This is a genomic window from Microbacterium elymi, assembly GCF_021582895.2.
In the GTDB taxonomy this organism is placed as follows: Bacteria; Actinomycetota; Actinomycetes; order Actinomycetales; family Microbacteriaceae; genus Microbacterium; species Microbacterium humicola.
The window spans coordinates 2,147,504-2,173,242 of the sequence record NZ_CP091139.2 but is presented as its reverse complement, the minus strand read 5'-3'; the positions used below and the strand labels follow the sequence as shown (position 1 = coordinate 2,173,242).

At 67.6% G+C, this 25,739-nt stretch carries 25 protein-coding genes and 5 pseudogenes; 10 read left to right on the top strand and 20 right to left on the bottom strand.

The features are described from left to right. Positions 1-162: 162 nt before the first annotated feature. Positions 163-357, bottom strand: a complete 195-nt coding sequence (locus L2X98_RS11770; RefSeq protein WP_259611024.1) for a hypothetical protein — start codon at positions 355-357, stop codon at positions 163-165. Positions 358-383: 26 nt separating this feature from the next. Here L2X98_RS11770 and L2X98_RS11765 point away from each other — a divergent pair, with 26 nt between their 5' ends. After that, positions 384-563: a hypothetical protein gene (locus tag L2X98_RS11765; protein ID WP_259611023.1), complete on the top strand. Its 180-nt coding sequence runs from the start codon at positions 384-386 to the stop codon at positions 561-563. Positions 564-565: 2 nt separating this feature from the next. On the opposite strand, the gene L2X98_RS11760 is transcribed toward L2X98_RS11765, so the two are convergent. After that, entirely contained in the window at positions 566-1,507 is a 942-nt protein-coding gene (locus L2X98_RS11760) for a GDP-L-fucose synthase family protein (RefSeq protein WP_259611022.1), read from the bottom strand. Positions 1,508-1,719: 212 nt separating this feature from the next. Here L2X98_RS11760 and gmd point away from each other — a divergent pair. Together gmd and L2X98_RS11750 are read left to right on the top strand one after the other, a co-directional pair. Beyond that, positions 1,720-2,719 (top strand): annotated as a pseudogene (gmd, locus tag L2X98_RS11755) (GDP-mannose 4,6-dehydratase). Positions 2,720-3,160: 441 nt separating this feature from the next. Further along, positions 3,161-3,688 (top strand): nodulation protein NodZ, encoded by a 528-nt coding sequence (locus L2X98_RS11750; protein WP_259611021.1) that lies wholly within the window; start codon positions 3,161-3,163, stop codon positions 3,686-3,688. Here the strand turns inward: L2X98_RS11750 and L2X98_RS11745 are convergent. The 3 genes from L2X98_RS11745 to L2X98_RS11735 all read right to left on the bottom strand — a co-directional run bounded on the left by L2X98_RS11745 (position 3,685) and on the right by L2X98_RS11735 (position 5,880). Continuing rightward, positions 3,685-4,167, bottom strand: coding sequence for a VanZ family protein (locus L2X98_RS11745; protein ID WP_259611020.1), 483 nt, complete (start codon positions 4,165-4,167; stop codon positions 3,685-3,687). The genes L2X98_RS11750 and L2X98_RS11745 overlap by 4 nt on opposite strands. Then, positions 4,151-5,494, bottom strand: a complete 1,344-nt coding sequence (locus tag L2X98_RS11740) for an O-antigen ligase family protein (protein ID WP_259611019.1) — start codon at positions 5,492-5,494, stop codon at positions 4,151-4,153. The genes L2X98_RS11745 and L2X98_RS11740 overlap by 17 nt, the downstream gene beginning before the upstream one ends. Before the next feature lie 98 nt (positions 5,495-5,592). After that, the gene (locus tag L2X98_RS11735) at positions 5,593-5,880 is read right to left on the bottom strand and encodes a hypothetical protein (RefSeq protein WP_259611018.1); all 288 of its coding nucleotides are present in this window, start codon (positions 5,878-5,880) and stop codon (positions 5,593-5,595) included. Between the two features lie 10 nt (positions 5,881-5,890). Here L2X98_RS11735 and L2X98_RS11730 point away from each other — a divergent pair, with 10 nt between their 5' ends. Further along, complete coding sequence (locus L2X98_RS11730) at positions 5,891-6,226, top strand: hypothetical protein (protein WP_259611017.1); 336 nt, start codon at positions 5,891-5,893, stop codon at positions 6,224-6,226. A 178-nt stretch (positions 6,227-6,404) separates the two neighbouring features. Here the strand turns inward: L2X98_RS11730 and L2X98_RS11725 are convergent, their stop codons facing one another. Next, on the bottom strand, positions 6,405-7,052 hold the full coding sequence (locus L2X98_RS11725; RefSeq protein ID WP_259611016.1) for a hypothetical protein: 648 nt from the start codon (positions 7,050-7,052) through the stop codon (positions 6,405-6,407). A gap of 232 nt (positions 7,053-7,284) precedes the next feature. Between L2X98_RS11725 and L2X98_RS11720 the strand changes: the two genes are divergently transcribed. The 3 genes from L2X98_RS11720 to L2X98_RS11710 all read left to right on the top strand — a co-directional run bounded on the left by L2X98_RS11720 (position 7,285) and on the right by L2X98_RS11710 (position 9,013). Continuing rightward, positions 7,285-7,911 (top strand): glycosyltransferase family 2 protein, encoded by a 627-nt coding sequence (locus L2X98_RS11720; RefSeq protein ID WP_259611015.1) that lies wholly within the window; start codon positions 7,285-7,287, stop codon positions 7,909-7,911. Between the two features lie 263 nt (positions 7,912-8,174). Then, positions 8,175-8,396 (top strand): hypothetical protein, encoded by a 222-nt coding sequence (locus L2X98_RS11715; RefSeq protein WP_259611014.1) that lies wholly within the window; start codon positions 8,175-8,177, stop codon positions 8,394-8,396. Between the two features lie 80 nt (positions 8,397-8,476). Then, entirely contained in the window at positions 8,477-9,013 is a 537-nt protein-coding gene (locus L2X98_RS11710; RefSeq protein ID WP_259611013.1) for a hypothetical protein, read from the top strand. Between the two features lie 17 nt (positions 9,014-9,030). On the opposite strand, the gene L2X98_RS11705 is transcribed toward L2X98_RS11710, so the two are convergent. The 3 genes and pseudogenes from L2X98_RS11705 to L2X98_RS11695 form a co-directional block, all read right to left on the bottom strand. Continuing rightward, positions 9,031-9,435 carry an asparagine synthase C-terminal domain-containing protein gene (locus tag L2X98_RS11705; RefSeq protein WP_259611012.1) on the bottom strand — a complete coding sequence of 135 codons (405 nt, stop codon included), beginning with the start codon at positions 9,433-9,435 and terminating at the stop codon, positions 9,031-9,033. Between the two features lie 106 nt (positions 9,436-9,541). Further along, a pseudogene (locus L2X98_RS11700) lies at positions 9,542-10,684 on the bottom strand (asparagine synthetase B family protein); the annotation flags it as partial. Further along, entirely contained in the window at positions 10,593-10,862 is a 270-nt protein-coding gene (locus L2X98_RS11695) for a hypothetical protein (protein WP_494337247.1), read from the bottom strand. The pseudogene L2X98_RS11700 and the gene L2X98_RS11695, both read right to left, overlap by 92 nt. 123 nt (positions 10,863-10,985) lie before the next feature. On the opposite strand from L2X98_RS11695, the gene L2X98_RS11690 reads away from it, so the two are divergent. The 3 genes from L2X98_RS11690 (at position 10,986) to L2X98_RS11680 (ending at position 14,124) form a co-directional block, all read left to right on the top strand. Then, entirely contained in the window at positions 10,986-12,323 is a 1,338-nt protein-coding gene (locus tag L2X98_RS11690) for a glycosyltransferase family 4 protein (RefSeq protein ID WP_259611011.1), read from the top strand. A gap of 95 nt (positions 12,324-12,418) precedes the next feature. After that, positions 12,419-13,288 (top strand): DUF4082 domain-containing protein, encoded by an 870-nt coding sequence (locus tag L2X98_RS11685; RefSeq protein WP_259611010.1) that lies wholly within the window; start codon positions 12,419-12,421, stop codon positions 13,286-13,288. Then, on the top strand, positions 13,285-14,124 hold the full coding sequence (locus L2X98_RS11680) for a right-handed parallel beta-helix repeat-containing protein (RefSeq protein WP_259611009.1): 840 nt from the start codon (positions 13,285-13,287) through the stop codon (positions 14,122-14,124). Before L2X98_RS11685 ends, L2X98_RS11680 begins: the two co-directional genes overlap by 4 nt. A 63-nt stretch (positions 14,125-14,187) precedes the next feature. On the opposite strand, the pseudogene L2X98_RS11675 reads toward L2X98_RS11680, so the two are convergent. From L2X98_RS11675 to L2X98_RS11625, 11 genes and pseudogenes are all read right to left on the bottom strand, one after another. Then, positions 14,188-14,565, bottom strand: a pseudogene (locus tag L2X98_RS11675) (glycosyltransferase); the annotation flags it as partial. A 1,004-nt stretch (positions 14,566-15,569) separates the two neighbouring features. Next, positions 15,570-15,959, bottom strand: coding sequence for a hypothetical protein (locus L2X98_RS11670; RefSeq protein WP_259611008.1), 390 nt, complete (start codon positions 15,957-15,959; stop codon positions 15,570-15,572). Then, complete coding sequence (locus tag L2X98_RS11665; protein WP_259611007.1) at positions 15,956-16,798, bottom strand: glycosyltransferase family protein; 843 nt, start codon at positions 16,796-16,798, stop codon at positions 15,956-15,958. The genes L2X98_RS11670 and L2X98_RS11665 overlap by 4 nt, the downstream gene beginning before the upstream one ends. Beyond that, complete coding sequence (locus tag L2X98_RS11660) at positions 16,799-18,082, bottom strand: oligosaccharide flippase family protein (protein ID WP_259611006.1); 1,284 nt, start codon at positions 18,080-18,082, stop codon at positions 16,799-16,801. A gap of 339 nt (positions 18,083-18,421) precedes the next feature. Further along, positions 18,422-19,633, bottom strand: a complete 1,212-nt coding sequence (locus tag L2X98_RS11655; protein ID WP_259611005.1) for a glycosyltransferase family 4 protein — start codon at positions 19,631-19,633, stop codon at positions 18,422-18,424. Positions 19,634-19,644: 11 nt separating this feature from the next. Continuing rightward, positions 19,645-20,748, bottom strand: a complete 1,104-nt coding sequence (locus L2X98_RS11650; protein WP_435526192.1) for a DegT/DnrJ/EryC1/StrS family aminotransferase — start codon at positions 20,746-20,748, stop codon at positions 19,645-19,647. Beyond that, positions 20,745-21,185, bottom strand: a complete 441-nt coding sequence (locus L2X98_RS11645) for an LbetaH domain-containing protein (RefSeq protein WP_354002759.1) — start codon at positions 21,183-21,185, stop codon at positions 20,745-20,747. The genes L2X98_RS11650 and L2X98_RS11645 overlap by 4 nt, the downstream gene beginning before the upstream one ends. Before the next feature lie 183 nt (positions 21,186-21,368). Further along, positions 21,369-22,515, bottom strand: a pseudogene (locus L2X98_RS11640) (DegT/DnrJ/EryC1/StrS family aminotransferase). After that, positions 22,512-23,506: pseudogene (locus L2X98_RS11635) on the bottom strand (NAD-dependent epimerase/dehydratase family protein). The pseudogenes L2X98_RS11640 and L2X98_RS11635 overlap by 4 nt, the downstream one beginning before the upstream one ends. Beyond that, a complete protein-coding gene (locus L2X98_RS11630; protein WP_259611004.1) occupies positions 23,503-24,564 on the bottom strand; it encodes a Gfo/Idh/MocA family protein in 1,062 nt (353 codons plus the stop codon). Before L2X98_RS11630 ends, L2X98_RS11635 begins: the two are co-directional and overlap by 4 nt. Before the next feature lie 49 nt (positions 24,565-24,613). Further along, on the bottom strand, positions 24,614-25,729 hold the full coding sequence (locus tag L2X98_RS11625) for a DUF4082 domain-containing protein (RefSeq protein ID WP_259611003.1): 1,116 nt from the start codon (positions 25,727-25,729) through the stop codon (positions 24,614-24,616). Between the last annotated feature and the right edge of the window lie 10 nt (positions 25,730-25,739).

Sequence of the window (25,739 nt, the reverse complement as noted above, 5' to 3'; positions counted from 1 at the left end):
CTATGCGACGATCGGGTTCTCGACCGAGACGGTGATCCGCAAGACGTCGGACGGGAGCAGCTTCGGCAACCTCGAGGACTGGACGCTGTACCTCGACGGCAAAGTCAGCGCCCCCTTCGACCGCAACTACTGGGGCATCACGTTCGTCGACGACGACACGTTCTACGCGACCGTCGGCATGACCACGGTCGGGCAGACGTATCTGGTCAAGGGCGACATCAGGAAGCGGACGCTGCGATCGGTCATCGAGACGGTGGAGTGCCCCTCGCTCTCGCCGGACGGCACGCGCATCGCGTTCAAGCGCGTCACCTCGGGCGCCGGCCCGACCGTGCACTGGACGCCCGCGGTCTTCGACATCGCATCAGGCAAGGTGACGGTGCTGGATGCCGAGACCCGCAGGCATCGACGATCAGATCGAGTGGCTGGACGACGGCACGCTTCTGTACGGCATGCCGAACGACACCCCCGGCGATTCGGACGTGTGGGAGCTGAAGGCCGACGGGACGTCTGCGCCGACGCTGCTCATCCCGCACGCGTGGTCGCCGGCCGTGGTGCGGGAGTAGTCCTACTTCACGTGCTCGCGGTACCAGGCGTACGTGGCCTCGATGCCCGGCCGCAGGGCGATGTTCGGTTCCCATCCCAAGCCGCGAAGCCGACTGACATCGAGCAGCTTTCGCGGGGTCCCGTCGGGCTTGTCGGCATCCCATTGCGTGTCGCCCTCGTACCCGACGACACCGGCGACGGTCTCGGCGAGCTCGCGAATGGTGATGTCCTCTCCTGTGCCCACGTTGACTGTGTCATCCGCGTCGTAGTGGTCGAGCAGGAAGAGCACTGCGGACGCCAGATCATCGACGTGCAGGAACTCACGCCGAGGCGATCCCGTTCCCCAGAGCGAGACGGTGGATCCGTTCTCGCGCGCGTCGTCGAACTTCCGGATCATCGCCGGCAGCACGTGTGAACTCGTGAGATCGAAGTTGTCCCCCGGACCGTACAGGTTCGTGGGCATCGCGGAGATCCAATGCCGGCCGTACTGCCGTCGGTAGGACTGGATGGCGATGATGCCGGCAATCTTCGCTATCGCGTATGCCTCGTTCGTCGGCTCCAGCTCTCCGGTCAACAGCGACGACTCCGAGATGGGCTGGGCTGCGTACTTCGGATAGATGCAAGACGATCCGAGGAAGAGCAGCCGATCCACATCCGCGGCATGGGCCGCCTCGAAGATGCTCGTCTGGATACGGAGGTTGTCGTTGAGGAAATCGACCGGCGCCGTGGAATTGGCGAGAATTCCGCCGACGCGCGCCGCCGCCACGATCACCACATCGGGCGCGGCATCCCGCACCGCATTGGCAGTGGCCTGAGAATCACGAAGGTCGAGTTCCGATGAACGCCACCCCACGAGGTTCCGGAATCCCTTCGCCTCGAGTGCCCGCCAGATCGCCGAGCCCACCAGGCCGCCATGTCCCGCCACATAGATGACCGCGTCGCGATCGAGTGTGCGCTGTACCATTTCGTCTCCCCATCGACGCAGTATGGAATCTCGCCCTTCAGCTCTCATGCTACGGGAAATCACCATGCCCGTAGCGGGGTCGTCGCGCCATCGGAGACGTGGGAATCGAGCGGCGCCACGCTAGAGTGAGCGTCGGGGAACAGTGCGGCTGGGGAGCTTCAGGCCGCCGGCCATCTCGCAATGTTTCGGTGAAGCATCGACAAGGGGCATGCATGACCACCACGAAGATCGCTCTGATCACGGGCATCACGGGGCAGGACGGGTCGTATCTGGCCGAACTCCTGCTCGAGAAGGGCTACGTGGTGCACGGGCTGATCCGGCGTGCATCGACGTTCAACACCCAGCGCATCGATCATCTCTACCGCGACCCGCATGATGAGGATGCACGTCTCTTCCTCCACTATGCGGACCTGACTGACGGATCGCGTCTCGTCACCCTCATCGAGCGGATCCGACCGGACGAGGTCTACCACCTGGTTGCGCAGTCGCACGTCCGCGTATCGTTCGACGAGCCGGAGTTCACCGGGGACGTGACGGGAATGGGCACCACCCGCATTCTCGAGGCCATCCGGGAGTCGGGACTGCCCACTCGCTTCTACCAGGCGTCCAGCTCGGAGATGTTCGGGGCGACGCCCCCACCGCAGAACGAGTCGACGCCGTTCTACCCGCGGTCACCGTACGGCGCAAGCCAAGCTGTACTCGTACTGGATGACCCGGAACTACCGCGAGGCCTACGACATGTACGCGGTCAACGGCATCCTCTTCAACCACGAATCCCCCCGTCGAGGGGAGACATTCGTTACCCGGAAGATCACGATGGCCGCCGCCCGGATCGCCTCCGGTCTGCAGGAGCACCTCTACCTGGGCAATCTCGACGCTGCTCGGGACTGGGGGTACGCCAAGGAGTACGTCGAGGCGATGTGGCGGATGCTGCAGGCCGACGAACCGGACGACTTCGTGGTGGCGACCGGCACGACGTACACCGTGCGGGACTTCCTGCAGTTCGCTTTCGAGCATGTGGGTCTCGACTGGGAGAAGCACGTCCGCTTCGACCCGCGGTATGTGCGCCCGACCGAGGTCGATGACCTGATCGGGGATCCGACGAAAGCCGAGGCGCGGCTCGGATGGAAGCCTCAGACGCACGCTCCGGACCTCGCTCGTCTCATGGTCGACAGCGATCTGGAGCTCGTCGCAAGCCGCAGCCTCGCATGACGGGGGAGACCGATCGATACCTGCTGGTAAAGGCGAAGGGCGGGTTCGGCAATCGGATCCTCTCCGCCTGCACCGGTGTGGTCATCGGGGCGCTGACCGGTCGGACGGCGGTGATCGACTGGCGAGACGGTGAGTACCTCCCGCGGGGCGAGGACGCCTACCCGCTGCTCTTCGACAGCCCGACGCCGACTCAGGCGGCCGAACTTGACGACATCGCGTCGGTGAGCCCGCAGGTGTGGAAGGGACGACTCGCACAGCATCCGACCGACGTCATCTCGGAGCTCTTCCCCGCTCACCACAGCAATCCGTTCGTGTATCGCAAGCTGTCGATCGACCTGTCACACCCTGCCGTAGAAGAACGCGTCGCCGTGTTCTGGTCCTACTTGCCGAAGATGGCGAGAATCCGGCGTCATGCCGCGAAGAGCCCTCAGTTCCGCAGGCATGACCCGCAATCAGCTCACCCAATGGGCCCTCGGTCGATGCTTCACCCCGAACGCCCGCGTACGGAAAGAGGTCGAGGCGCTGTTCGCCGGGCGCGAGCGCCCCGTCATCGGTGTGCACATCCGGTACACCGACCGCAAGGTGTCATTGGATCGCGTGTTCCGCGAGGCGGCCAGACTTGCTGCGCGCGTGCCCGATGCGCAATTCTTCCTCGCCACTGACAATCACGGGGTGCAGGAGCAGTTCCGATCTCGTTTCGAGAATGTCTTCGTGATCGACAAGGAACTTGGCGACGACGACAATTCGCTGCATGAGCACCTGGTCCTCGACGACCCTCGCCGCGAGGCCGAGAACGCCCTCATCGATATGTGGGCGCTTGCACAGTGCGACTGGCTCATCCATTCGCGCCATTCGACGTTCTCGGTGGCTGCCGCCCTCATCGGCGGCATCGCCGCGAGCCGCCAGCGCGATATCGACCGATGGAACGTGCGCGTGGTCGTCAAGCGATGGGTCCAGACCTGGGCCTAGGTGCTCTGCCCTGGCGACTCCGGTTCGACGGTGCCAGCCGGTGACGTCGCGGTCTTCGCAAGTCGGCGCTTGCTGCCCACGACAATGAGCCACGCGATCAGAGCGCCCACTGCCGCGCCGATCGAATTCGAGAGGATGTCACGGACTGTGGGAGTGCGGTCCGGGATGACGATCTGCGCGACCTCGACAGCCGCCGATATTGCGATCCCCAGCACCGCACCATACGCGGGGTGGCGGAACAGCAGCGTGAGGAAGAACCCCATCGGCACGAAGAGCACGATGTTGGCGACGAACTCGACCCAGCCATCTCCGAATGCCGGGACTCCCGGAAGTGAGCGCAGACCCGCCGCCAGGACGTGGATGACCCCGCCGTACGAGACCGGTGCGAGCAGAATGAGGGCTGCGACCAGGAGGTAGCAGCCGAGCCCGACCAGCGCGGCTCGGCGATATCGCGGCGGCGAGTCACCCGTGGTGCGCATCGGCGCTCCTCGCCGTCGGCAGCACCGTCACCGGTCCGTTGACCTCCGCACGTGAAGCCCGCCTCATCCCGGAGACGAGCTCGACGTCCGAAATCGATATCGTGCGCATGGCGGCGGTCAGTCCTGCCACGAGGAAGAACAACCCTGCCGAGATCGGGAAGGACAGGCCATCGAAGAACAGAAGCAACGTGCAGATGGTGATCATCGCCGCTGCCAGCCCCCTGCTCATCGCGGTCGTGTCATCGAACGGCGACCTCGTCCCGGCGACCAGGGCACTCCCGATCGCAGAGAATGCCACAGCAGCGAAGCAGATCAGACCGAAGACGCCCAGCTCCACCGTCAGGAGCACCCACGCGTTATCGAAGATGTAGTAGCGGGGAAGGAACGTACCGAAGCCCTGCCCGATCAGCGGCGATGACGAGATGAACTCGGGAACACGAGCGAGGGCGTCCGTGCGCGACTGCGTGCTCGGGTCGTCGGAGGCACCGACGAACAGCCCGACAATCGTGCCGAACATGCCAGGCACCAGCGCGAGGACTCCCAGTGCGAGGACGCCGCCGCCGATGCCGATCGTCCATCGGAATCGTTTGGGGATGGCCGGCATCGACCCGATCAACGCGATGGCGAGCCCGATGATCGCCGACCGGGATACCGCGATGACCGACGCGATGAGGATGAGGGCGACCGGAGCCCACCACACCCCAGCATGCGGAGAAGGCCGATTGCGGAAGCCCTTGTGAACGGCCACGGTGATCGCGAGCGGCAGCGCCGCCACCACCGCCGTCCCGTATTCGAGCGGGTGGATGGCCGTGCCGGAGGCGCGGGTGAATGAACCGCGCATGGCGACACCGGAGCCGTCGACGGCGATGCCGGGAATGGATACGATCCAGTCGAGCAGCGTCTGACCGGTGAGGAACTGCGCAAGGCCCAGCGCCGCAAGCGCGCCACCGGCGATTGCGATCCTCCGGACGAGCGTGGCGGCATCGGCGTGCGTGCGAATGCCGTCCATGGCCACCAGGAGCACGCCACCCCAGGAGGCCAGCCGGATCAGCGCGGTCGTGGCCGGGCTGATCTGGTCCGCCGGCTGCCCCCGAAGCATGGCCGCCGCGAAGCTGATGAGGACGACCACGATCAGCGCGCCGAAGGCGAACCTCAGAGGCTGTCGAACCGGCACCGTCACGTGCGTGCGTGCCTGGAGCTTCGAGAGCAACCACCAGAACAGCAGGATCAGTCCCCACAGCAGCGACGGACGCCCGAGGCCGCCGAGGGCCGCGATCGAGACACTGGACGGGATCGCGACGAGCAGCACCAGGTATACGGTGAGCATCGTCGCCGCCGTGAACCCGGAACTCCCGACGGCTCGCGCCCGCCGCGAGGCCGAGACGGGCGGAGGGAGGGCCGGACTCGGAAGCGCCACGATACCTCTCAGTCGCCGGTGTGCGGGCGCCCGCGTCCGGTGGATGCGCCGACCGGCTCCGCGTCAGCATCGGTGAGGGCAGGACCGGTCTCGACGAGATCCGGATGCGCACCCTCGGCCTCGACGTCTGCGACTTCTGCGCCCGGCCCCTCGTCGCCATTCAGAACGCGCTCGTCCTCCGGCGCTCTGGGCTCTCCCGCGTGTCCGCCCTTGCGACCGGTGCGGCGCGCTCGGCGCGCCAGCCCGTCCACGAGACTGGCCACGATCAGAGAGAGCGCCACGACCGCGAGACCCACCCCCGCCGTAATGATGAAACGCGTCTTCTGCTCGCAGGCTGCTCTTCTGGTCCTCGGTCAAGGTCGTGATCGACATCTGATCGACGGCCTTGACCTTCTGCTCGATCTGCAGATCGTGCAGGACGCGCGTCGTCGTCCCGATCAGGTCATCGAGAGCGGCGCCGGCGTCGGCGTCGCTCTGCGCGACCACCGTGGTGCTGATCACCGGTCCGGCCATGACCGGATCCCGCACGACGGTCACCTCGATCCCGGGGTACTTGTCCGCGACGGACCCGATCCCCTGCTCGAGTTCATCACCCGAGCGACGATGTCGGCGGCCTGCGTCAGTCCGCCGAGGAACAGATAAGGGTTCGTCGTCCCTGCCGGCACGGTTCCCTCACCGGGAAGCAGAAGCTGAGTCGCCGTGCGCTGATAACCGGGCTTCACAACGGTGAAGGCACCGAAAGCCATCACGACAGCCAACAGCAGGCCAGGCACGACGATGTACCAGCGCCGGAGCAAGCCGCGCAGTGTGTCGGCAAGATTCATGTCCTCAAGTCTCCCATTCGCGGTGCGGGGTCAGACGTGGTACTCCCGCGTCGACCTCGGTGACCGATTCGCGGACGCCGTACAGCGCGGTCCACGGCGATCGCCGCCCAGCCTCCGGCGATCAGGCCGGCGAGCGCCAGCGCAGCCGCCGCGAGCAGCTGAGTGGAACGCGAGGAGGAGATCTCAATGATCTGCGTGGTCAGCGGCTCCACGCTAGCTGTGATCCGGTCGGACGGCGCGGTGAGCGATGCGCTCTGCTGTGCGCGAGCGACCCCCAGGATGTTGTCCAGGATCGACTGCTGCATTCCTGCCACCCAGTCACGGGTTGCACCCACGATCTGAATGTCGATCGTCGCCGTGGGGAAGCTCGCCATCCATTGATTCCCTGCATTGCGCAGCGACACCATGACGCCCTGCCGCACACCGGCGCCGTAATACGGCGCGTCGGCCGAGGAGTAGGTCGGGACCGGCTTGCCGCGGTTGATCTCCGTGGCCACCGCGCTCGCGAACGCGATCACGCTGGAGTCGTCGGTGCCGCTCCCGGGAATGAGTGTAGACCGGGTCGGCAGGGTGAAAGTGATCGTTGTCTTGGTGTAGAACGAGCCCCCACCGCGGTAGAAGGTCACGCCGATGGCGGCCACCATAATGAGGACGATGAGGAAGGCATACCAGCGCCTTCCGATCGCCCCGATTACATCGCGAACGCCCACGCTGCCCCCGTTCCCCAATCGGCGCGTGTTCGGTCAGCATACACATCCCCGCATATGAAGCACCGGGGGTCCGCTGAGGATCCGCCGCATGTTCGTGCCACGACCGCCTGGCCGCTACGGTGATACCCAGGGGCTGGCGCGGGGACGCCGCAGAAAGGGCGGGTCGATGCTCGACCTCTCGATCATCGTCGTGTCGTACCACAATGCGAAGGATCTTCCGGGGCTGATCGCCTCGATCGAGCCGGCCGCGGGGGACCTGACCTGGCACGCCACGATCGTGAACAATGCCGTGGACGAGGATCTGGTCGGTCTCATCCCCGGAAACGACAATGTGAGCGTCGTCGACTCCGGAGCCAATCTCGGCTACTCGGGTGGCATCAACGCGGGTCTGGGTCGGGCGCCCCGCGCACGGATCACAGTGTTCCTCAACCCCGACCTCGCGCTCCGCGCCGGTTCGCTGACCCTGCTGGTTGCGGCTCTGGACTCGGCAGCGAGCCGCAGTGCCTCAGATCCTGGACGCGCAGGACCGCCGACAGGACTCGCTCCGGCGAGAGCCGACGCTCCTGCGGGCGCTGGGCGAGGCCGCTTTCGGCGATGCCTGGCCGACTCGTCCGGGCGCCCTGTCGGAGACTGTCCGCAACCCCGTGGAATACGCGCGTCCCCACCCGATCGATTGGGCGACCGGAGCGGTCCTCGCCGTGCGCAGCGACGTCGTGGACGCCGTCGGCCTGTGGGATGCTGCGCGGTTCTTCATGTACTCGGAAGAGACCGACTTCGCGCGGCGAATCCGTGAGCGGAGCGAGTTGCTCGTCTACGTGCCGGAGTCCATCGCCACCCACCGCGCCGGCGGATCGGGCAGGCTCACCGAGCTCGACGCGCTCCTCGAGGTCAACAAAGTCCGGTACTACCGCAAATGGCACGGCCCCATCGCCGCAAGGGCCTTCCACCTCATCGTGTTGCTGCGCAACGTCCTCCGGCCGCATCGCCCGGGGGCGCGGGCCGCCGCACACGCACTCGTGTCGCGCCGCACGCGCGGCCGCCTGCCTGGGGGGACCGATGAACCCCGGGACGATCATCATCGCCGCCCACAACGAGGAATCGGTCCTGGGACGCACCCTCGACGCGCTCGCAGAGCTGCGCGAGGACGACTCCGTGCGGGTCATCGTCGTCTGCAACGGCTTGCACCGATGGGACGGCGGCGCTCGCCGCCTCGCGCACGGGGGTGCAGGTGGTCGAGCTCGCCGCCGCATCCAAGGTCGGCGCCCTTCGGGAGGGTGACCGGCATGCGGGCCCAGGTCCGCGCATCTACCTCGATGCCGACATCGTTCTGACCAGCAGAGCGGCCCGGGATGTGATCCATGCCCTCTCGACGGGCTCGCTCGCCGGTCGCCCGGCGCAAGCGGTTCGACACCCGCCGCGCTGGATGGGCGGTGCGCCGCTGGTATCGGATCCGGCACGCCCTTCCTTCGATCTCGTCCGCACTCTGGGGCGCGGGCTGCTACGCCCTTTCCGAGCGCGGACGCCAACGGTTCGGGGAGTTCCCAGACCTGGTCTCGGACGACCTGTTCGTCGACAGCCTGTTCTCACCCGAGGAAGTCACCATCGTCGACACGGACCCGGTCGTCGTGACGGCACCACGTCGGCTGGCCGACCTCCTGCGCATCCTCCGTCGAAGCTACCGGACCCAGCGCGAAGTGAGTGACCGGAACGACGGCCTGTCAGAGGGCCAGCGAGGGCAGTTGGCCGACATCAGGGTTCTGCTGCGGCGGGAACCGGCGCTCATCATAGATGTCTTCGTGTATGTCGTCGTGATCGGATGCGCCCGCTTCTCCGCCCGCACATCACGGTCGGCACAGCGATGGGAGAGGGACCGGAGTTCCCGCGAACTGGGGTGACGCCTGGGTGACCAGGTTCAGCCGACGGCGGCGGTCGCGAAGAACCGCTCGTGCCAGACCTCGAGCGACATCAGCGTCCAGATCCGGATCTCCTCGTTGAAGTTCCCGCTGTCATGCCGGTCGAGGAGATCACGCACTGCCTTGCGGTCGAACGTCTCGGCTACGAATGATCCCGGTCCCGTGAGTCGGTCGTGCACGCTGTCGCGCAGGGAGGTGCGGAACCAGGAATCGAGCGGGACCCGGAATCCGACCTTTCGCCGGTCGACGATGTCGGCGGGGAGGTGGCGGCGCGCCACCTCCTTCAACACCCATTTCGTCTGACCTGTCCGTACCTTCATCGACGACGGCAGCCGGAAGGCGAGCTCGGCGAGGCGGTGATCCAGCAGCGGAGGACGCAACTCCAGCGAGGCTGCCATCGACATCCGATCTCCGCGCTCGAGAAGGTTGTCCGGCAGCCAGCTTGCGCAGGTCGGCCAGGAGCATGGCGCGCACGGGATCCACGGCGCGGGCAACCGCCGCCACCGAGGAGCGCCGGGTCGGAACGCCGGCGAGCAGCTCTGCGCGCTCGCGGGCGGAGAATGGTGCGAACCAGGTCCGGAATTGTTCGTCTCGGTCCGGCGTCCCCCACACCCGCAGGCCGATCCGCGCCTTCGCCAAACGTGCAGGCAGATGCCGATCGACGGCGTCGCCGATCGCCTGCCGGGCTCGGCCGGGAAGGACGGATGCGGCCGCCATGGTGCGGGCGACCCGATATTTGGGGTAGCCACCGAAGAGTTCGTCTCCGCCCTCTCCCGACAGCACCACCGACACGTGCTCACGCGCCGCCTGCGCCAGCCGATACACGGCGAAGTCGGCCGGCTCCGACATCGGGGCATCCCGGTGCCAGGTCAACTGCGGCCACAATTCTTCGAAATCGGCCGCGTCGACCCGTACCTCGTGATGATCGGTTCCGACGTGTTCGCTGACCTGCCGCGCGAAGGGAAGCTCATCATGCCTCGGGTCTCCGAACCCCGCGGCGAATGTCTTGAGACGCCCACCGTGCAGCTGGGCTGCCTTCGCGACGATCAGGCTGCTGTCCACGCCACCGCTCAGGTACGCGCCCACCGGGACATCCGCGACCAGGGCAGCCTGCACCGCGTCCGTGATCGCGGCGTCGACCGCGTCCACAGCCTGGTCCGGTCGCCAAGCCGCGGCATCCTCGGCGGACGGCTCCCAGTACTGATGCTCGATCTGCCGCCCGTCCCGGGTGAACTCGATGCGGTGCGCAGCCGGCACCTTCCGAATGCCTTCGAACAGCGTGTGCGGCGCGGGGACCGATCGCCCGTACAGATAGGCGTCCAGGCTCTCGAAGTCGACACGGGGCGACTGTCCCATCCCGGCCAGGACCGCCTTGACCTCAGATCCGAACAGCAGTTCGGTGCTCGTCACCCGGTAGTACAGCGGCAGGACACCGAGTCGATCGCGCACGAGATGAAGCGTTCCCGTCGACCTGTCCATGGCGGCGAACGCGAACTGTCCCACCAGGCGATCCACGTATCCGATGCCGTGGCGGGCCAGACCGGCCAGAAGTGTCTCACTGTCACCATCTGTGTGGAACGGATAGTCGAGGGAACGGCGCAGCTTCCCGATAATTGAAGATCTCGCCGTTGAACACCAGCGACCAGCGACCATCTGCCGACTGCATCGGCTGGTGCGATCCGGCCAGGTCGATGATCGAGAGTCGACGATGCCCGAAGCCGACGGGCCCATCCACCCACCAGCCGCCGTCGTCGGGCCCCCGGTGACGCACGGTCCCCGCCATCGCCTCGATGGTCTCCCGCGTCGCCCCAGCCCCGTCGTAACGGACCATCCCCACGATTCCGCACACACCCCGATGCTATCGTGCGCGCGGTTCGATACATTGGTGGGATCGACGATCGTCGGCGGATCACTGGGGGTCTCCCGCATGACAAGGACGAATACACGCCCGCGCGTGCTCATCATCGTGCAGAACCTGCCGGTGCCGTTGGACCGCAGAGTCTGGCTGGAGTGTCAAGCGCTCAACGCCCAGGGGTACGAGGTCTCGGTCATCTGCCCTAAGGGTCCGGGGGATCCCTCGTTCCAGGAGATCGACGGCATCCACGTCTACAAGTACGCGCCCGCTCCCGAGGCGAGTGGCCTCCTTGGCTTCGCCGTGGAGTTCGCCTACTCCTGGATTCGGACCGCGCTGCGATCGCTGCGGGTGCGACGTCGACACGGCTTCGACGTGATCCAGGCATGCAACCCGCCGGACACTTACTGGCTGCTGGCCCTCCTCTGGCGTGCGCGCGGCGTTCGATTCGTGTTCGACCAGCACGATCTGAACCCGGAACTGTACATTTCACGGTTCGGTCGGCCTACGGGCATCCCGGGCCGGATGCAGCTCGGCGGCCTCGTGCTGCTCGAGCGCAGCACCTATCGAGTGGCCGACCGGGTCATCTCCACGAATGGCTCGTACAAGCAGATCGCGCAGCGCCGCGGCGGCGTGCCTTCTGAAGTCGTCACCATCGTGCGAAGCGGGCCGGATACCACGGTCATGCGGCCGGTGTACCCGGATCCGGCCATTCGCGAGGGGGCGGACCACGTCCTGGCATACCTGGGGATCATGGGGCCTCAGGACGGTGTCGAGAATATCCTCGCCGTGATGGACGACCTCGTGCACCACCGTCAACGCACGCGCGTGCGCGCTGTCCTGATGGGCTTCGGCGATTGCCTCGACGAGCTCAAACGGGAGTGCACGAAGCGCGGACTCGACGACTATGTCGTGTTCACCGGACGCGTCGGGCCCGATCAGATCGCACAGTATCTGAGCTCCGCGGACATCGGGTTGGGCCCCGATCTGAACACACCCCTGAACAACGTGTCGACGATGAACAAGACGATGGAGTACATGGCCTACGGCGTGCCCGCCGTGTCCTTCGATCTGACCGAGACGCGCGTGTCTGCGGGTGACACCGGAGTGTTCGTGTCCTCCGGCGACATCTCCGCCTTCGCGGACGCCATCGAGGCACTGCTCGACGACCCCGACCGGCGCGTGGAGCTCGGGGTGCAAGCGCGCCGACGGGTGGTCGACGAACTCGACTGGAAGCCGCAGGCGGAGGCATACGTCGGGGTCTTCGACGATCTGCTGGCGAATGCAGCCACTCCGGAGCGACAGGCGAACTGGCCCTACGCTCCGCGCCCCACCACCGACGCTGATCATGCAGCGGCGACGTATGTCGATCTGGATGACGAGCACGAGCTGCGACGGTTCCTACGGGAACATACCGGGCCTGAGCGCGCCGGCTCGTGATGTCCTGGGAATGAGGCATCGTTCATATAACGTGTTCATCACAGTTTCATCAATTACTCTGCTAGCACCCACCCTTCCGCTACCCCGGAGTAGTAATGCCTCCCGAGAATCCGCAGACGCGCGCGTCTGCCCGCCGTGCCCGCAAGCTGACCAGACGCACCCGAAAGCTGATCGCCGTCCTCGCAGGCACGGTGGTCGCGGCTGGAGCGCTGGCCGCGGTCCCGGCGCTGGCCCGCGCCCAGTCCACGCCCGGGATCTTCTCCGACAACCTGTCCCCGGCCGTCGCGGTCGACCCCGATCGGTCCGCCGTCGAGCTCGGTGTGGCATTCTCACCGCAGCACAACGGCGACGTCACTGCGCTGCAGTACTACCAGAGCCCCGCTCGATCGGGCGTCACGTCTGCGACGCTGTGGTCATCCGATGGCGGCGTGCTCGCACGCGTGAACGTCGGTCCCAATGGCACCGCAGGGTGGCACACCCTCCCCCTTGACGACCACATCCGACTGCGTGCGGGCGAACAGTATGTCGTGTCGTACCACGCCTCGCGTGGCGCGTACTCGGTAACGGAGAACGACCTGACCTCGTCGCGCAAGCAGAATGGATTCGTGCTGCGCGCCAACGCCGGCGTCTACCAGTACGGACAGTCGGCCTTCCCTCGGCACACCTACAAGGGATCGAACTACCTCGTCGACGTCGTGTTCCACAAGTCCGGCGGCGGGAGAGCGCCGAGCCGACGACACCCGCTCACCCGACGCCGAGCACCGAGCCGACCTCCGCAAACCCGGTACCGAGTACTCACCCGACCACCAAGCCCACAACCAGGCCGACACCGAAGCCCACGGCCAAGCCGACTCCGAAGCCGACCACCACGCCGACTCCGAAGCCGACACCCACGACCAAGCCGACCACGCCTCCGAGCACGCCGCCAGACGCGGGAAGCACGTCAGGCCCGGGCTGGACCGTGAATGCCAAGACCGTGGGGCTGGCCCCGCTCGGTCTGTCCTGCGCCACGCTGCCGCGCTATTCGGGCAGCGCTGACGTGCCGGCGGGGACAGTGATCTCCGGAAAGCTCATCACGAGCGGGTTGAACCTGTCAGCGGGAAACATCACGATCGAGAAGAGCTGCATCCAGCCCACCAGCGCCGGTCGAGGGATGCCGATCATCAGCACCCAGGACTACAACACCTTCAAGATCGCATCGAGCAAGGTCACCGTTCGGGACAGCGAGATCGACGGTTCGAAGCTCAGCAAGGAGAGCGCCGCCTGGGCCACCGGCACGATGGGCAATGCCAACCTCGTGAGCAACTACATCCACGGCTTCGGCAGCGGCATCGCCGTCATGAAGTCCGGATCCAGCCTCGATGTCCGGATCGAGCGGAACTACGTGACCGACCTGATCGCCTGGGGCGACCCCGCCACCACCGGGAACCATTGCGACGCGTTCACCGTGCGCGATTTCACTGCCGCGTCGCGCGCCGACCGTCAGCTGGCGATCGTCGACAACCGGTTCGACGCGAACTCCGGCAACGACACGGGTGCGCTGTTCATCCAGTCGTACTCCGGCCGCATCGACAACGTCCTCGTGCAGGGAAACTACCTCGAGGGCAATGGCTACCAGATGGGCGTCAACGAGCTGAACGACCCGTACAGCAACCTGCGGGCGGTCAACAACCGATTCTCCGGCACCGGATTCGGCGCGACCTACGTGCAGCGCGGTCCGGGATGGGCGCAGTGGGCTGACAACTACATCTACAGCTCAAGCGGAGCCGATGCGAAGGGCTCGGTCGTCCGCCAGCCGTGATCCTCGGATGACCTCGTGACGGGAGGATGCGGTGGCGATCGCCACCGCATCCTCCCGTCCGTTTCAGTTCCGCACTGCATTCCGGAGCACTTCCGCATGCGCGGCGGCCATCGTGTCCAGGCCGACGTCGGCGACCGTCGCGACGTCGTCCGTCTCGTCCCCGCGGCGACGGAGCACACCCTCGGCGACCGTCGTGATCGCGTCGGCGAGCTCTTGCGCGTTCGGCTGATGACGCGATCGGCGGCGCTGTGCAGCCACCCGAGCATCCGTCACCCCATCCGCCGCCCCGGTCGCATTCGAGACCAGCACAGACCGGCTCCGATCTCGTGCGATCAGCTCGCGAGAGCCGCCGACGTCGCTGAGAACGAGAGGAAGGCCATGCCCCATCGCTTCGGTCGCTGCCATCGGCCAGCCCTCGAAGAATGAATTCAGCAGGAACGCGTCGGCTTGCGCTCAGAAGCACCCCGGCATCGGAGTTGCCGAACAGGTGAACCCGCTGTGCGAAGCGGCTTTCTCGCCGCAGACCGTCGGCGCGGCGATACTCCACCCAGTCAGAGGGGTCTCCCGCCAGCACGAGGTGCATCGGGACATCGGTCTGCGCGAGGGCCCGAACGAAGCCGGCGACGGTACCGGCATTGTTCTTCTGCGCGTCGTAACGGGCCAGGCACACGAAGACCACATCGTCCTCACCGAGCACTCCCCCGAGCCCGTCCGCGAGGTGGTCTCGCGCGACGCGACGCGCTTCCGCATCCGGCGGACCGGGATTCGGTGCGCCGTTCGGGACGACCACGAGCCGATCGTGCAGGGACGCCGGAACGTGGCGTGCGTGGAAGTCCGCGACGACGCGGCTGACGGCCACCGCCGTGAAGCTGTGAGCCAACAGCGTCTCGAATCGGCTCCACTGCGCCCGGGTGTAATGGATCTCGGTGTTGTGGAGGACGGGGATCAGCGGGAGCCCGGTCTGGATGGCCGCCTTCTCCAGGAGCGGAGGTGCACTGTGCGAGCTGCACGACATCGGCATCGATCCCCTGCAGGGCGGTGGCCTGGGTCTCATCCGGCGGCACCGAGATCACTTCGACGCCGGCGGCGCGAAGACGCATCGCGCGGGGGCCGTCGCCGACGCAGACGATCACCGGCCGGATGCCGTGCCGCGGCATCCGGCGCACCAGCATCTCCACAACGGCCCCGATCCCACCGATGTCGAGTCGATCCGTCACGATGGCGCACACCATGTCGGTGGCATGGACGGCGCTGTCTGGGACCGGGGCTTGCGGCCTTCGGGTGGGCCACCGGTGGGAGCGAGTACACGCGACCGGAGAAGAGTCGCCGCAGGATGGGATGGGCGTAGGCGTAACGCCACTTCGGCGGCAGCAGACTCGTCCCATCGGCCAGGGCACCGAAGAGCCGCGCGCTGACCGCACCCGCCACCCGGCCCGAGGTCAATGTCACGCCGTCTCCACGGCCTCGGTGCGCGGCCGGGTGGGAATGAGCCCGGCGTACGGCCGACTCCGTCGCGCGGGCAGGAGTTCGGCCAGGTCGTCGCGCTGCACGCCGACGGCGAGCCACAGTCCAGCCTCCTGCGAGTGACCGACCACGTAGGTCCTGTCCTCGAGTTCGAACGCGGAAAGGACCGCCGGTTCGAGGTTTGTCAGGATAAGAAGTTCCTCCCTCTTGCGCTGCGCGATCAGAGCCTGCATCCCGGCGCGGTCCTCGGAGGACGCAGCAAACGGAAGGCCGAAACGGGTGAGGCCGTCGACCGCCGTGCCGCCGGTTCCCGTCGACCTGAGATCTGCTGCTCGGATCGATGAACTGCCGCTTGCGCCGCGCGAGCTCATCGATGACGAACCGCACGTCGGCGAGCACGATGTCGCTCAGGGTGACGGGTGCCTGGGCTCGGACAGCCGCCCAAGACTCTCGTCCCCACCGTGCCAGGCCCTGTGCCTTGCGGCGCAAGCCTCGACCAGCCGCCCGGGCTCCCGCCTGCCTCGATCGTGCCGCACGTGGTCTGCAGCGGCAGCAGGCCGGGGTAGGCATCCCCCACCCAGCGATGGGCGACGTCGAGGCGGTCGAGGTTCACGGTGAGACTGTTGTGTGTGAGCGGGATGTCGCGGACGGCGGCCCTTCGTCCGCGACTGCGCATGCGTGCCGAGTACTCGACGGCGTAGGCGTGCCAACCGAGCGAAGCCTGGTCCGCCAGGGGCTCGTCGGCCCATTGCCGGCGAGTGATCATGAACAGCACCTCGTCCATGCTCTCCACGTCGCGCCACGTGGGTGCCGCCGCGCCGAGGGCGATCACGCGGTCGCGAATCCGCCCCTGGATGCGCTTGTGCGCGTCGATTCCGGCGGCCCCGACGACGCCGACGGACGCGTCCGCCAGGAGTTCACCGGCAACGCGTTCCAACTCGACCAGGGAGTGCAGGTACACGTCCTGGTGGACGAACACGATCACGTCGTTCTCGGCCTGGGCTGCACCGTGGTTGAGCGCTGCTCCCGCCGTCGCGAACACACCGTCTCGGTTGTCGACGGGAAGGAACTGCGTCTCAGACGCGTCTACACGGCCGGCGTCGATCGACCGCTGCAGGCAGCTGGCCAGGACATCGGGATCGTTGAACACACACACGATGGACACCGGAGTGCGCGCCCCTTCCGCCGGCGCCGTGGCGTCGTCGCTCATCTACCCATCCTCCCTGAACCTGCGAATGTACGGGATCCGCTTGCCCCATTTGGATCGGGCGACGATGGTCAGCAGCTCGGGAATGACCCGTGGTGCCATCAAACGTGTGACCGCCAGATGCAAGACGGTCACGGCCACCGCAACGAGGACCACTGAGGTCCACGCGGGCAGCGTCTGAGTCGCTGCGGCAACGCCCCATCCCCCGGCTCCCGAAATCGCCACGGCGGCGAGCAGGAATCCGAATGGCCTGGCCACCACACGCGCGCGCGTCTTGAGAAGCCGAGATGTCAGGAACCATCGCGAGATGGTGGCGATGATGCACACGCCGAGGAACCCCCAGGCGATGGCGACAAGCCCGAGATGCGCCAGGGCGGCAGTCGTTCCGAACGTGAGGGCGTCGATGATCAAGGCATAGACGAACCACACGCCGGGTCTGCCGACGCCGTAGAACATGCCGTAGTCGAGCCAGGCGCCCACGGTGAGGATGCCGGCAAGGGACAGGATCTGCGCCACCTGATAGCTTGCCTCCCACCCTTGTCCGAAGACGATGGGGACCAGGAGGGGGGCGGTGACCGCCAGGATCGTCAACGGCAGGGACAAGGCGAAGTAGACCAACTGCAGGGCCCGCAGATAGGCGCTGCGAAGCCGCTCGGGTTGATCGCGGATCTTGGCGAACGCGACCTGCATCACCGGGACGATGGCGCTTCCGGTCAGATCCTGTACGACCTGGACGAGCCGTTGCGCGATGTTCATGTAGCCGAACGCGGCGACACCCAGAGTGGCGGAGATCACGGCGGCCTCACCCCAGGCCCGCAGCATCGCGACGAACTCGACGCCCAACACCTTCCCGCCGAACGTCGCCATCGTCCGGAACTCCGACGGGGAGAAGGATCGTGTGGGTCGCCACCTCGCGGTGATCCAGGCGAGGATCGTGGTGATCAGCGGAGCCACCAGTGTCTGCGCCACCAGCGCCCACACACCGAACCCCGAGAATGCCATCACCATCGCCACGACCTGCGCCAGGCCCGCCGCGATCGCGCCCTGTGATGCGAGGACGGCGAAGCGCATCCGACGGCGAAGAAGTGCCATCGGCACGGAACCCGCAGCGGTGAGCACGACCCACACCGACAGGGCCTGCATGACCGGGACCACATCCTCATCCCGGAACACCAGTCCCAGCACCGGCGACAACGCCATCATCGCGCCGCACAGGACGACACCCGCCGCGAGCGAGAACCAGAACGCCGTGCTGAGCATCCGCTGATCGCTCTTGTCGACCTGCACGATGTACGCGGCGAAGCCGAGGTCGGCCAGCAGGAAGAAGAAGGGCAGGACAGTGGATGCCTGCGGCCACCGTGCCGAAGTCCTCGGGCGAGAGCAGCCGGGTCAGGACGGCGATCGTCACGAAGCCGAGAAGCCGGATCGCCCACTTCTGAGCGGTCAGCCACAGGACTCCGGAAGCGGCCCGGCCGCTGACGTTGCCCGAGTCGCCGTCGTCCCCTCCGGTGTCGCCGCCTCCCACCGCCACTGTCACGTCGGGCGGGGTCCACTGGGGCTCCGGGACGGACCCGTACTCCGTCTCCGGGACGGCCCGGTAGTCCGGCTCCTCCGAGGGTGGATGAGTCATCCGAGATCACCACCCGCACCTGGGCCCCGCAGCCCGCCGCGAAGAAGTCGGCCGATCTTCTCCAGGAGACGCCGGCCTTCGCGCGGAAGATCGAGGATCCATTCGCGCCGGCGGTAGGAGCCCACCGCGGCTGCATAGAACTCCGCCATGCGGTCGGACATGGCATCCAGTCCGAATCGCTCGACGGCGAACTCCCGCCCGAATCGGCCGAGCTCCCGCCGCTGAGAATCGTCGACGATCAGAGGGGCGGCGATCCGCACGAGATCGCCGACGGGGTCGGCGGGTCGATCTGGGCTCCAATAGCTGGATCGTGCGAGCGCGTTCGCGGTACCCGGCTCGAACAGCTCGGACCACCCCGCCTCGCCCTGCACGATGAGCGGCTTGCCGAACGCCAGGGCGCGTGCGGCCGACCCGCCCATGCCCAGCATGATGTCGGCCGCGGAATACGCGGGTCGAGGATCGGAGGACGGTCCGAGCAGGCGCACGACCTGGCGCCCCACCGCCTCGTTGACCGCACCCGCCTGAGCTCGCAGCGCGCTCTCCGCGTCACCGCCGCCGACGACGAACAGTGTGGCTCCGGTGGAGGCAAGGTCGCGCATCGCCTCGATGGCCACCCCGATCGAGACCGCCTTCATGCGGCTGTCCAGCCGACTGACGATCCCCATGAGCACGCCGTCGCCCAACTCATGCGTCGTTCGGAAGCCATCCCCCTCGGCGCCCTCTGGCGAGTCCGCCGTCAGATCCACCGGCGGCGAGACGAGGATCGTTCGACCGGGTCGCGCCGCCAGCTCGTCGACGAGGTAGCCGGTGCCGACGACCAGCGGCATGTGCCGGTGCACAACCGGGGTGACGCTCATCTCGTACACGGTCTGCACCCACGGCAGGCGTCCGAATCGGGAGGGACCCCAGTAGGTCGGGCGGGCCGCACCCCACATCCCGTACACGTGGATGAGATCGACGCCCAGCGCCTCGGCCATCCGCTTCAGCTGCCGGGCGTGGGCCGCCATGCCCGGCTCCGGCTCGTAGGCCTCGATGCGCACGTCCCGCGTGCACGCGTAGTCGTACAGGCTCGGACCGGGCCCGGCGCTGCGCCGATCGCCGACGAGAACCGACTCGTACCCGCGCGCACGAAGCTCGTGCGCGAAGTCGACGGCGTTGATCTGCGTGCCGCCGAGTTCGAGGCTGTTCAGGTGGACGAGGATGCGCATGATCGGACCGCTCAGCCGATTGCCTGGTGCAGCGCCGCGACGACGACATCCTGCTGCGCCGCGGTCAGGTGCGGGAACATCGGCAGCGACAGGATGCGGTCGGCCGCGGCTTCGGCGACGGGGAACTGTCCCCGTCGGTAGCCGAGACCCGCATAGGCGTCGGCCAGCGGCACGATCGTCGGGTAGTGGATGCCGACGCCGATGCCGGCCTCGCCCAGCTCGGCCATGACCCGGTCGCGTTCGGAGACGCGGACGACGTACAGGTGCCAGACATCCTCGTTGCCCGGATGCACCGCGGGGACACGCACCCCATCGATGTCGGCGAGGAGCTCGGCGTAGCGGGCCGCGGCCGCGCGCCGCGCCTGGTTCCAGCGATCGAGCCGGCGCAGCTTCGCCCGCAGCACCGGAGCCTGGATCGCGTCCAGCCGCGCATTCATTCCGATGTGGTCGTGCACGTACTTGACCGAGCTGCCGTGTGCCGCGAGGTTGCGGATGAGGGCCGCGGCATCCGCATCATCGGTCATCACGGCACCGGCGTCGCCGGCCGCGCCCAGGTTCTTGCCCGGGTAGAAGCTGGTCGCCGCGATCCGCCCCAGTGCGCCGGCGCGGCCGGCCGCGGATGTCGCGCCCTGCGACTGCGCCGCGTCCTCGATGAGCACGAGTCCGTGCCTGTCGGCGATCGGCGTGATCCGTTCGACCGGTGCCGTCTGGCCGAACAGGTGAACCGGGACGATCGCGCGCGTGCGATCGGTGATGGCCGCCTCGATGGCGTCCGGATCGATCAGCAGGTGGTCGTCGTCGACGTCGACGAAGACGGGGACGGCTCCGATCCGCGATGCCGCCTCGGCCGTCGCGATGAACGTGTTCGCCGGCATGATGACCTCGTCGCCGGCCTCCACGCCGGCGGCGCGATATGCGAGCTCGAGGGCGTCGGTGCCGTTGGAGACGCCGATCACGTGGTCCACGCCGATGTAATCGGCGTACTCCTGCTCGAACGCTTCGACCTCCGCTCCGCCGATGAAGCCCGCGGACGCGAACTGGCGCTGCCACACCGGCAGCACCTCGTCGGCGATCTCGGCCTGCTGTGCGGCCAGGTCCAGGAACGGCACGTTCACGCGTTGTCTCCCATTTCTCGTGCGGGTACGCCCGCCCAGGTCTGCTGATCAGGCACATCCCGGGTGACGGCGGCCCCCATCCCGATCGTGGCCTCCGCCCCCACCGTCAGCCCTTGCCGCACGGAGGCGTTCATCCCGATGTATGCCGCTTCGCGTATGCGCACGGTCCCGCCCAGCGCCACACCCGCCGCAAGAGTGCTGAAGTCCTCGAGCACGTCATCGTGTGTGATCGTGCTGTTGGGCATGATCACCACATGCCTTCCGATATGGGCGTCTGCGGTGACGACGACCGAGTCGAGAAGGATGCTGCCCACGCCGACGTCACTCGAGCTGCCGAGCCGCGCGGAGCGCGCGACATAGGTGGCGTATCGGTCGTCGCCGATGCCGAACTTCGTGAAGCGGCGGACGATGCTGCGGCGGCTCGCGCTCGGACCCACGCACACCAGCAGCTGCCTCGGTCCGCTGCGGCGCGAGCGCGAGCGGTCCGATCACGGGCACGCCGGCCACCTCTGTCTGATGCAGGTCCACATCATCATCGAGGATGCCGGTGACCCCGGTGATACCGGCGGCGAGGACTTCGCGGGCCAGCCCGCTCGCCCCCACGAGCAGCGAGCCCGCACTCATGATCCCGATCCCCCGGGATGTCGCAGCTCCGCGATGACGCGCTCCTGGTCGGCGCCGGTCAGCGCGTGGAAGACCGGAAGGATCAGCGTCCGATCGGTGAGGCGCTCGGTCACCGGCAGCCCGCGCTCGGGAGTCAAGTGGCGATACGGCGGTTGCCGGTGCGAGGCCATGATGCCACGGCGTGCCGAGATGTCTGCGCGGGCGAGGGCCTCCAGCAGCCCTTCCCGATCCGTGGGGTACTCGTCCCCGACCTCGACCCAGAACGACTGGAAGTTGCCGGTGCCGTAGTCGGGATCGGCGACCGCACGCAGCCCGCCGATCTCGGCGATCGCCTCCTGGTAGCGGGCCGCGATCTCACGGCGACGCGCCACGACCTCCGGCAGCCGGCCGAGCTGGACGAGTCCGACCGCGGCCTGCAGGTCGGTCATCCGGAAGTTGAAGCCGACCTCGGTGTACTCCTCGGCGGGCGGCAGGACGGACCGGTGACGATCGGCGGCAGACACACTCATCGCGTGTTCGCGCAGATGCTTGGCCCGCGACGCCCAGCTCTCGTGCGTGGTGGTGAGCATGCCGCCCTCGCCGGTCGTGAGGAGCTTGCGAGGATGGAACGACCACGCCGCGATCTCGGCGCCGGCGCCCACCGGCCGCCCCTTGTACGTCGATCCCGCGCCGCACGCGGCATCCTCCACCACGATGATCCCGAGCGGATCGGTGACCGCGCGCACATCGTCGAGGTCGAGCGGGACGCCGCCCTGGTCGACCGCGATGACCGCGCGGGTCCCCGGCGTCAGCGCGGCGCGCACCGTCTCACCGGTCACATTGCCGGTGAGCGGGTCGACATCCGCGAAGACCGGATTCGCGCCGACATAGCGCACGGCGTTCGTCGTGGCGATGAACGAGAACGACGGGATGACGACGTCATCGCCTGCTCCGACGCCGGCGACGATGAGCGCGAGATGCAGCGCCGTCGTGCGAGCTGGTCGTGGCCACCGCGTACGGCGCGGCCATCACCGCCGCGAACTCCTGCTCGAACCGGGCCACGCGCGGTCCCTGCGCCACCCAGCCGCTCGCGATCGCCTCCGCGACGGCATCCGCCTCTTCCTGGCCGAGCCAGGGGACCATGACGTTGATGCGCTCGCTCATGATGCGGCCACCGCACGACCGGCCGCGATCTCGTTTCGCAGCGGACGCCACCACTCGACGAGTTGACGCAAGCCCGTCCTCGAGGCCGATCGTCGACTCCCAGCCGAGGTCCCGCTTCGCGGCGCCGACGTCGGCGAGTCGACGCGACACGTTGTTGACCGCGCGCTCCGGGCCGAACTCGACGCCGAGGTCCGAATCCATCGCCCGCAAGCGCCTCGGCGAGCTCGAGCAGACTCGTCTCGGTGCCGCTGGCGATGTTGTAGGTGCCCTCGACGATGTCGCTGCCCGCCGCCAGCACGTTCGCACGGGCGATGTCGGGCACGCAGACGAAGTCCATCGTCTGCTTCCCGTCACCGAAGATCAGCGGCGGCTTGCCGTCGACGATCCGCTCCATCCAGCGCACCAGCACCTCGGTGTACAGTCCGTGCACATCCATGCGCGGGCCGTACACGTTGAAGTAGCGCAGCAGCACGTAGTCGATGCCCTTCATCGCACGGAAGCTGCGCACCAGTCCCTCGTTGAAGGTCTTCGCCGCTCCGTAGAGGGTGTCGTTGTTCTCGTGGTGGTGCCGCTCGGTCGTCGGGAACTCCTCGGCCATGCCGTAGACGGACGCGCTGGAGGCGGCGACCAGCTTTCCGACCTTGTGCGCGGCGGCGGCTTCGACCACGTTGAACGTGCCGTCGACAAGCACCTCGAGGGCGAGTCGAGGCTCTTCGGCGCACTGGGTGATCCGGATGGCCGCCTGGTGGAACACGATGTCCTTGCCCGCGACCAGCTCGTCCACGACCGCCCGGTCGCGGATGTCGCCGTCCACGAGCGTGGCCCGTCCGGTCGCCAGCGCATCGTCGAGGTTCGCGACCCGGCCGCGGACGAGGTTGTCGAGCACGTCGACGTGGGCGGCTCCGGCATCCAAGAGCTGGTCGACCAGGGTCGAGCCGATCGTTCCCGCACCGCCGGTGACGAGGATGTTCGCGCCTTCGATCTGGGTCATGTCCGGTCCGTTCCGTGGGTGGTGTCTACAGGGTAGGGGGCGCCGTCGCGGCCGAGGCTGCCCTTGGCTGCTTCGAGGATCGACAGCACGCGCAGTCCGGATGCGCCGTCGGTGCGGGCCTCGCGTCGGTCGCGGATCGCGGAGGCGAACTCGGCCGTCATGTTCGACAGCGCCTCCTTCTCGGGGAGCGCCGGGGCCCAGGTGTCGCCGAGTCGGTAGGAGATGTTGGCGGCGCGGGCATCGGTCGTGGTCGCCTTGGACTGCTCCGCGAGGTCGACCCCGCGGTCGTAGACGCTCAACCGCTGCTGCGGGTTGAGGTCGTCCCAGACGAGGGTGCGCTTCGTGCCGCCGATGACCATCTGGCGGATCTTCGTGGGACTGAGCCAGTTGACGTGCACGTGGGCCATCGCACCGCCCGCCAACGGCATGGCGAGATACCCGATGCACGATTTGCCGGTGCGCAGCGGATCGGCTCCGTGGGCGGACACGGTGGCGGAGTCGATGCCGCCGGGCAGCACGAAGTCGATGATCGACAGGTCGTGCGGCGCCAGATCCCAGAAGACGTCGACGTCGGGCTGGATGAGACCGAGGTTGATGCGGACGCTGTCGATGAAGAGGATGTCGCCGAGGTCGCCGGCCGCGATCAGCTCGCGGATCTTCAGCACCGCGGGGGTGTAGCAGTAGGTGTGATCGGCCATGAGCACGAGCCCCTCGGCCCGTGCGGTCTCGACCATCTCGTGCCCGCGTTCGACCGTGTCGGCGAGCGGCTTCTCGACCGTGACGTGCTTGCCGGCGGCCAGCGCCGCCATCACGACGGAGTGGTGGGTGCGGGCAGGTGTCGCGATCGCGACCGCATCGATGGCGGGATCGGCCAGCACCTCGTCGAGACTCGCCGACACCGGCACCCCGCCCACGCGATCTGAGACCTGTTGGGCGCGCTCGATGTCGAGGTCGCAGATGACGGCGAGGTCCCATTCGGAGCTCGCCGCGAAGTTGCGCGCCAGGTTCGGGCCCCAGTATCCGGCCCCGACCACAGCGACGTTGAGTCGTTCAGTCACAGAAATCCTTGTCTCGTCGCGTCGCCCTCCCCCGGCGGCGCGGCGGCTGCTATTCGGCCGGCGTGAAGGTCACGTCCACCCAATAGTTGTTCGTCGACAGGTTGGAGGGGAAGTCTTGTGAGTAGACCCAGGCACTGCCCTGGGCAGGGATGGTGAACGGCCCGACGCTCGTTGCGGCGGCCAGCGTTCCCATATCCACGGCATAGCGGCCGGTCGTGCTGTAGAGGCCGACCCGATACTCGGTGTTCGGCTCGAGCGTCACCGGCGTCGCGAACTGGGCGGTCTGCCACCCGTCGGCGGTCTCGCCCATGAAGTCGACCTGGGCGATCTTGGTGCCGTCCGCGTTCCAGAGGAACCCGGTGTGCTGCCCCGTGTTCGCGCTGCCCTTGTAGAACCGCACCCCGGTGGCTTGGCCGGCGGTGTCCACGGTGAAGCGGGTCGCGACCTGGACGGCGTCGGGGTCGTTCCACCAGGGGTTGGATGGCAGTGCGTCACCGAAGATCGTCTCCGCGGTCTTCACGACAGGCGGGTCGGCTGTGGCGAACGACCACGTCCCGCCGGTCACCGTAGCGCCGTCGACGGTGACCGTGACCGAGTACGAGGCCTTCCACGCGAGCGGGTCCGTCGGGGTGAAGGTGACGGTCTTGGTGGCGGCGTCGTACGCGGTGGTCCCCGCCACGTTCCCGATCGAATTCGCCAGCGCGATCCGGGCGGTTCCCGGATCGGTGTCGAACGTGGCCGTCACCGTGGTCGTCGGCGAGACATCCACCGCGGCGCTGGCCGGCGTGGCCGAGGTGACCGAGTACACCACCGCCGGTTCCGGCGTCGGCGTCGGCGTCGGTGTCGGCGTGGGCGTCGGGGTCGGCGTCGGCGTGGGCGTCGGGGTCGGCGTGGGCGTGGGCGTCGGGGTCGGCGTGGGCGTCGGCGTGGGCGTCGGCGTCGACGACTGCCCGTCGAACACGATCTCGGCGTCGACGAAGTATGAGGTCGCGCCCACGGACTGCGTCGGGAATCCACCGTTCGCGGCGTACAGGTAGCGTCCGTTCTGGGTCGCCAGCCCGGTGATGTTCCCGTTCACCAGCGCGGAGGAGAAGAAGCCGTACTGGGACGCGTAGTGGCCGGCGGGCGCGAAGTACGACACGACGTACGTCTGGCCGGGCGACACCTGGACCGGA

Bases quoted from the DNA above. Each gene is read 5' to 3' on its own strand.
- L2X98_RS11770 (WP_259611024.1), bottom strand. From the start codon at position 357: ATGTCGAAGACCGCGGGCGTCCAGTGCACGGTCGGGCCGGCGCCCGAG.
- L2X98_RS11765 (WP_259611023.1), top strand. From the start codon at position 384: ATGCCGAGACCCGCAGGCATCGACGATCAGATCGAGTGGCTGGACGAC.
- L2X98_RS11760 (WP_259611022.1), bottom strand. From the start codon at position 1,507: ATGGTACAGCGCACACTCGATCGCGACGCGGTCATCTATGTGGCGGGA.
- L2X98_RS11750 (WP_259611021.1), top strand. From the start codon at position 3,161: ATGACCCGCAATCAGCTCACCCAATGGGCCCTCGGTCGATGCTTCACC.
- L2X98_RS11745 (WP_259611020.1), bottom strand. From the start codon at position 4,167: ATGCGCACCACGGGTGACTCGCCGCCGCGATATCGCCGAGCCGCGCTG.
- L2X98_RS11740 (WP_259611019.1), bottom strand. From the start codon at position 5,494: ATGCTCACCGTATACCTGGTGCTGCTCGTCGCGATCCCGTCCAGTGTC.
- L2X98_RS11730 (WP_259611017.1), top strand. From the start codon at position 5,891: ATGATGAAACGCGTCTTCTGCTCGCAGGCTGCTCTTCTGGTCCTCGGT.
- L2X98_RS11725 (WP_259611016.1), bottom strand. From the start codon at position 7,052: ATGGTGGCCGCCATCGGCGTGACCTTCTACCGCGGTGGGGGCTCGTTC.
- L2X98_RS11720 (WP_259611015.1), top strand. From the start codon at position 7,285: ATGCTCGACCTCTCGATCATCGTCGTGTCGTACCACAATGCGAAGGAT.
- L2X98_RS11715 (WP_259611014.1), top strand. From the start codon at position 8,175: ATGAACCCCGGGACGATCATCATCGCCGCCCACAACGAGGAATCGGTC.
- L2X98_RS11710 (WP_259611013.1), top strand. From the start codon at position 8,477: ATGCCCTCTCGACGGGCTCGCTCGCCGGTCGCCCGGCGCAAGCGGTTC.
- L2X98_RS11705 (WP_259611012.1), bottom strand. From the start codon at position 9,435: ATGTCGATGGCAGCCTCGCTGGAGTTGCGTCCTCCGCTGCTGGATCAC.
- L2X98_RS11695 (WP_494337247.1), bottom strand. From the start codon at position 10,862: ATGGTCCGTTACGACGGGGCTGGGGCGACGCGGGAGACCATCGAGGCG.
- L2X98_RS11685 (WP_259611010.1), top strand. From the start codon at position 12,419: ATGCCTCCCGAGAATCCGCAGACGCGCGCGTCTGCCCGCCGTGCCCGC.
- L2X98_RS11670 (WP_259611008.1), bottom strand. From the start codon at position 15,959: ATGAGCTCGCGCGGCGCAAGCGGCAGTTCATCGATCCGAGCAGCAGAT.
- L2X98_RS11665 (WP_259611007.1), bottom strand. From the start codon at position 16,798: ATGAGCGACGACGCCACGGCGCCGGCGGAAGGGGCGCGCACTCCGGTG.
- L2X98_RS11655 (WP_259611005.1), bottom strand. From the start codon at position 19,633: ATGCGCATCCTCGTCCACCTGAACAGCCTCGAACTCGGCGGCACGCAG.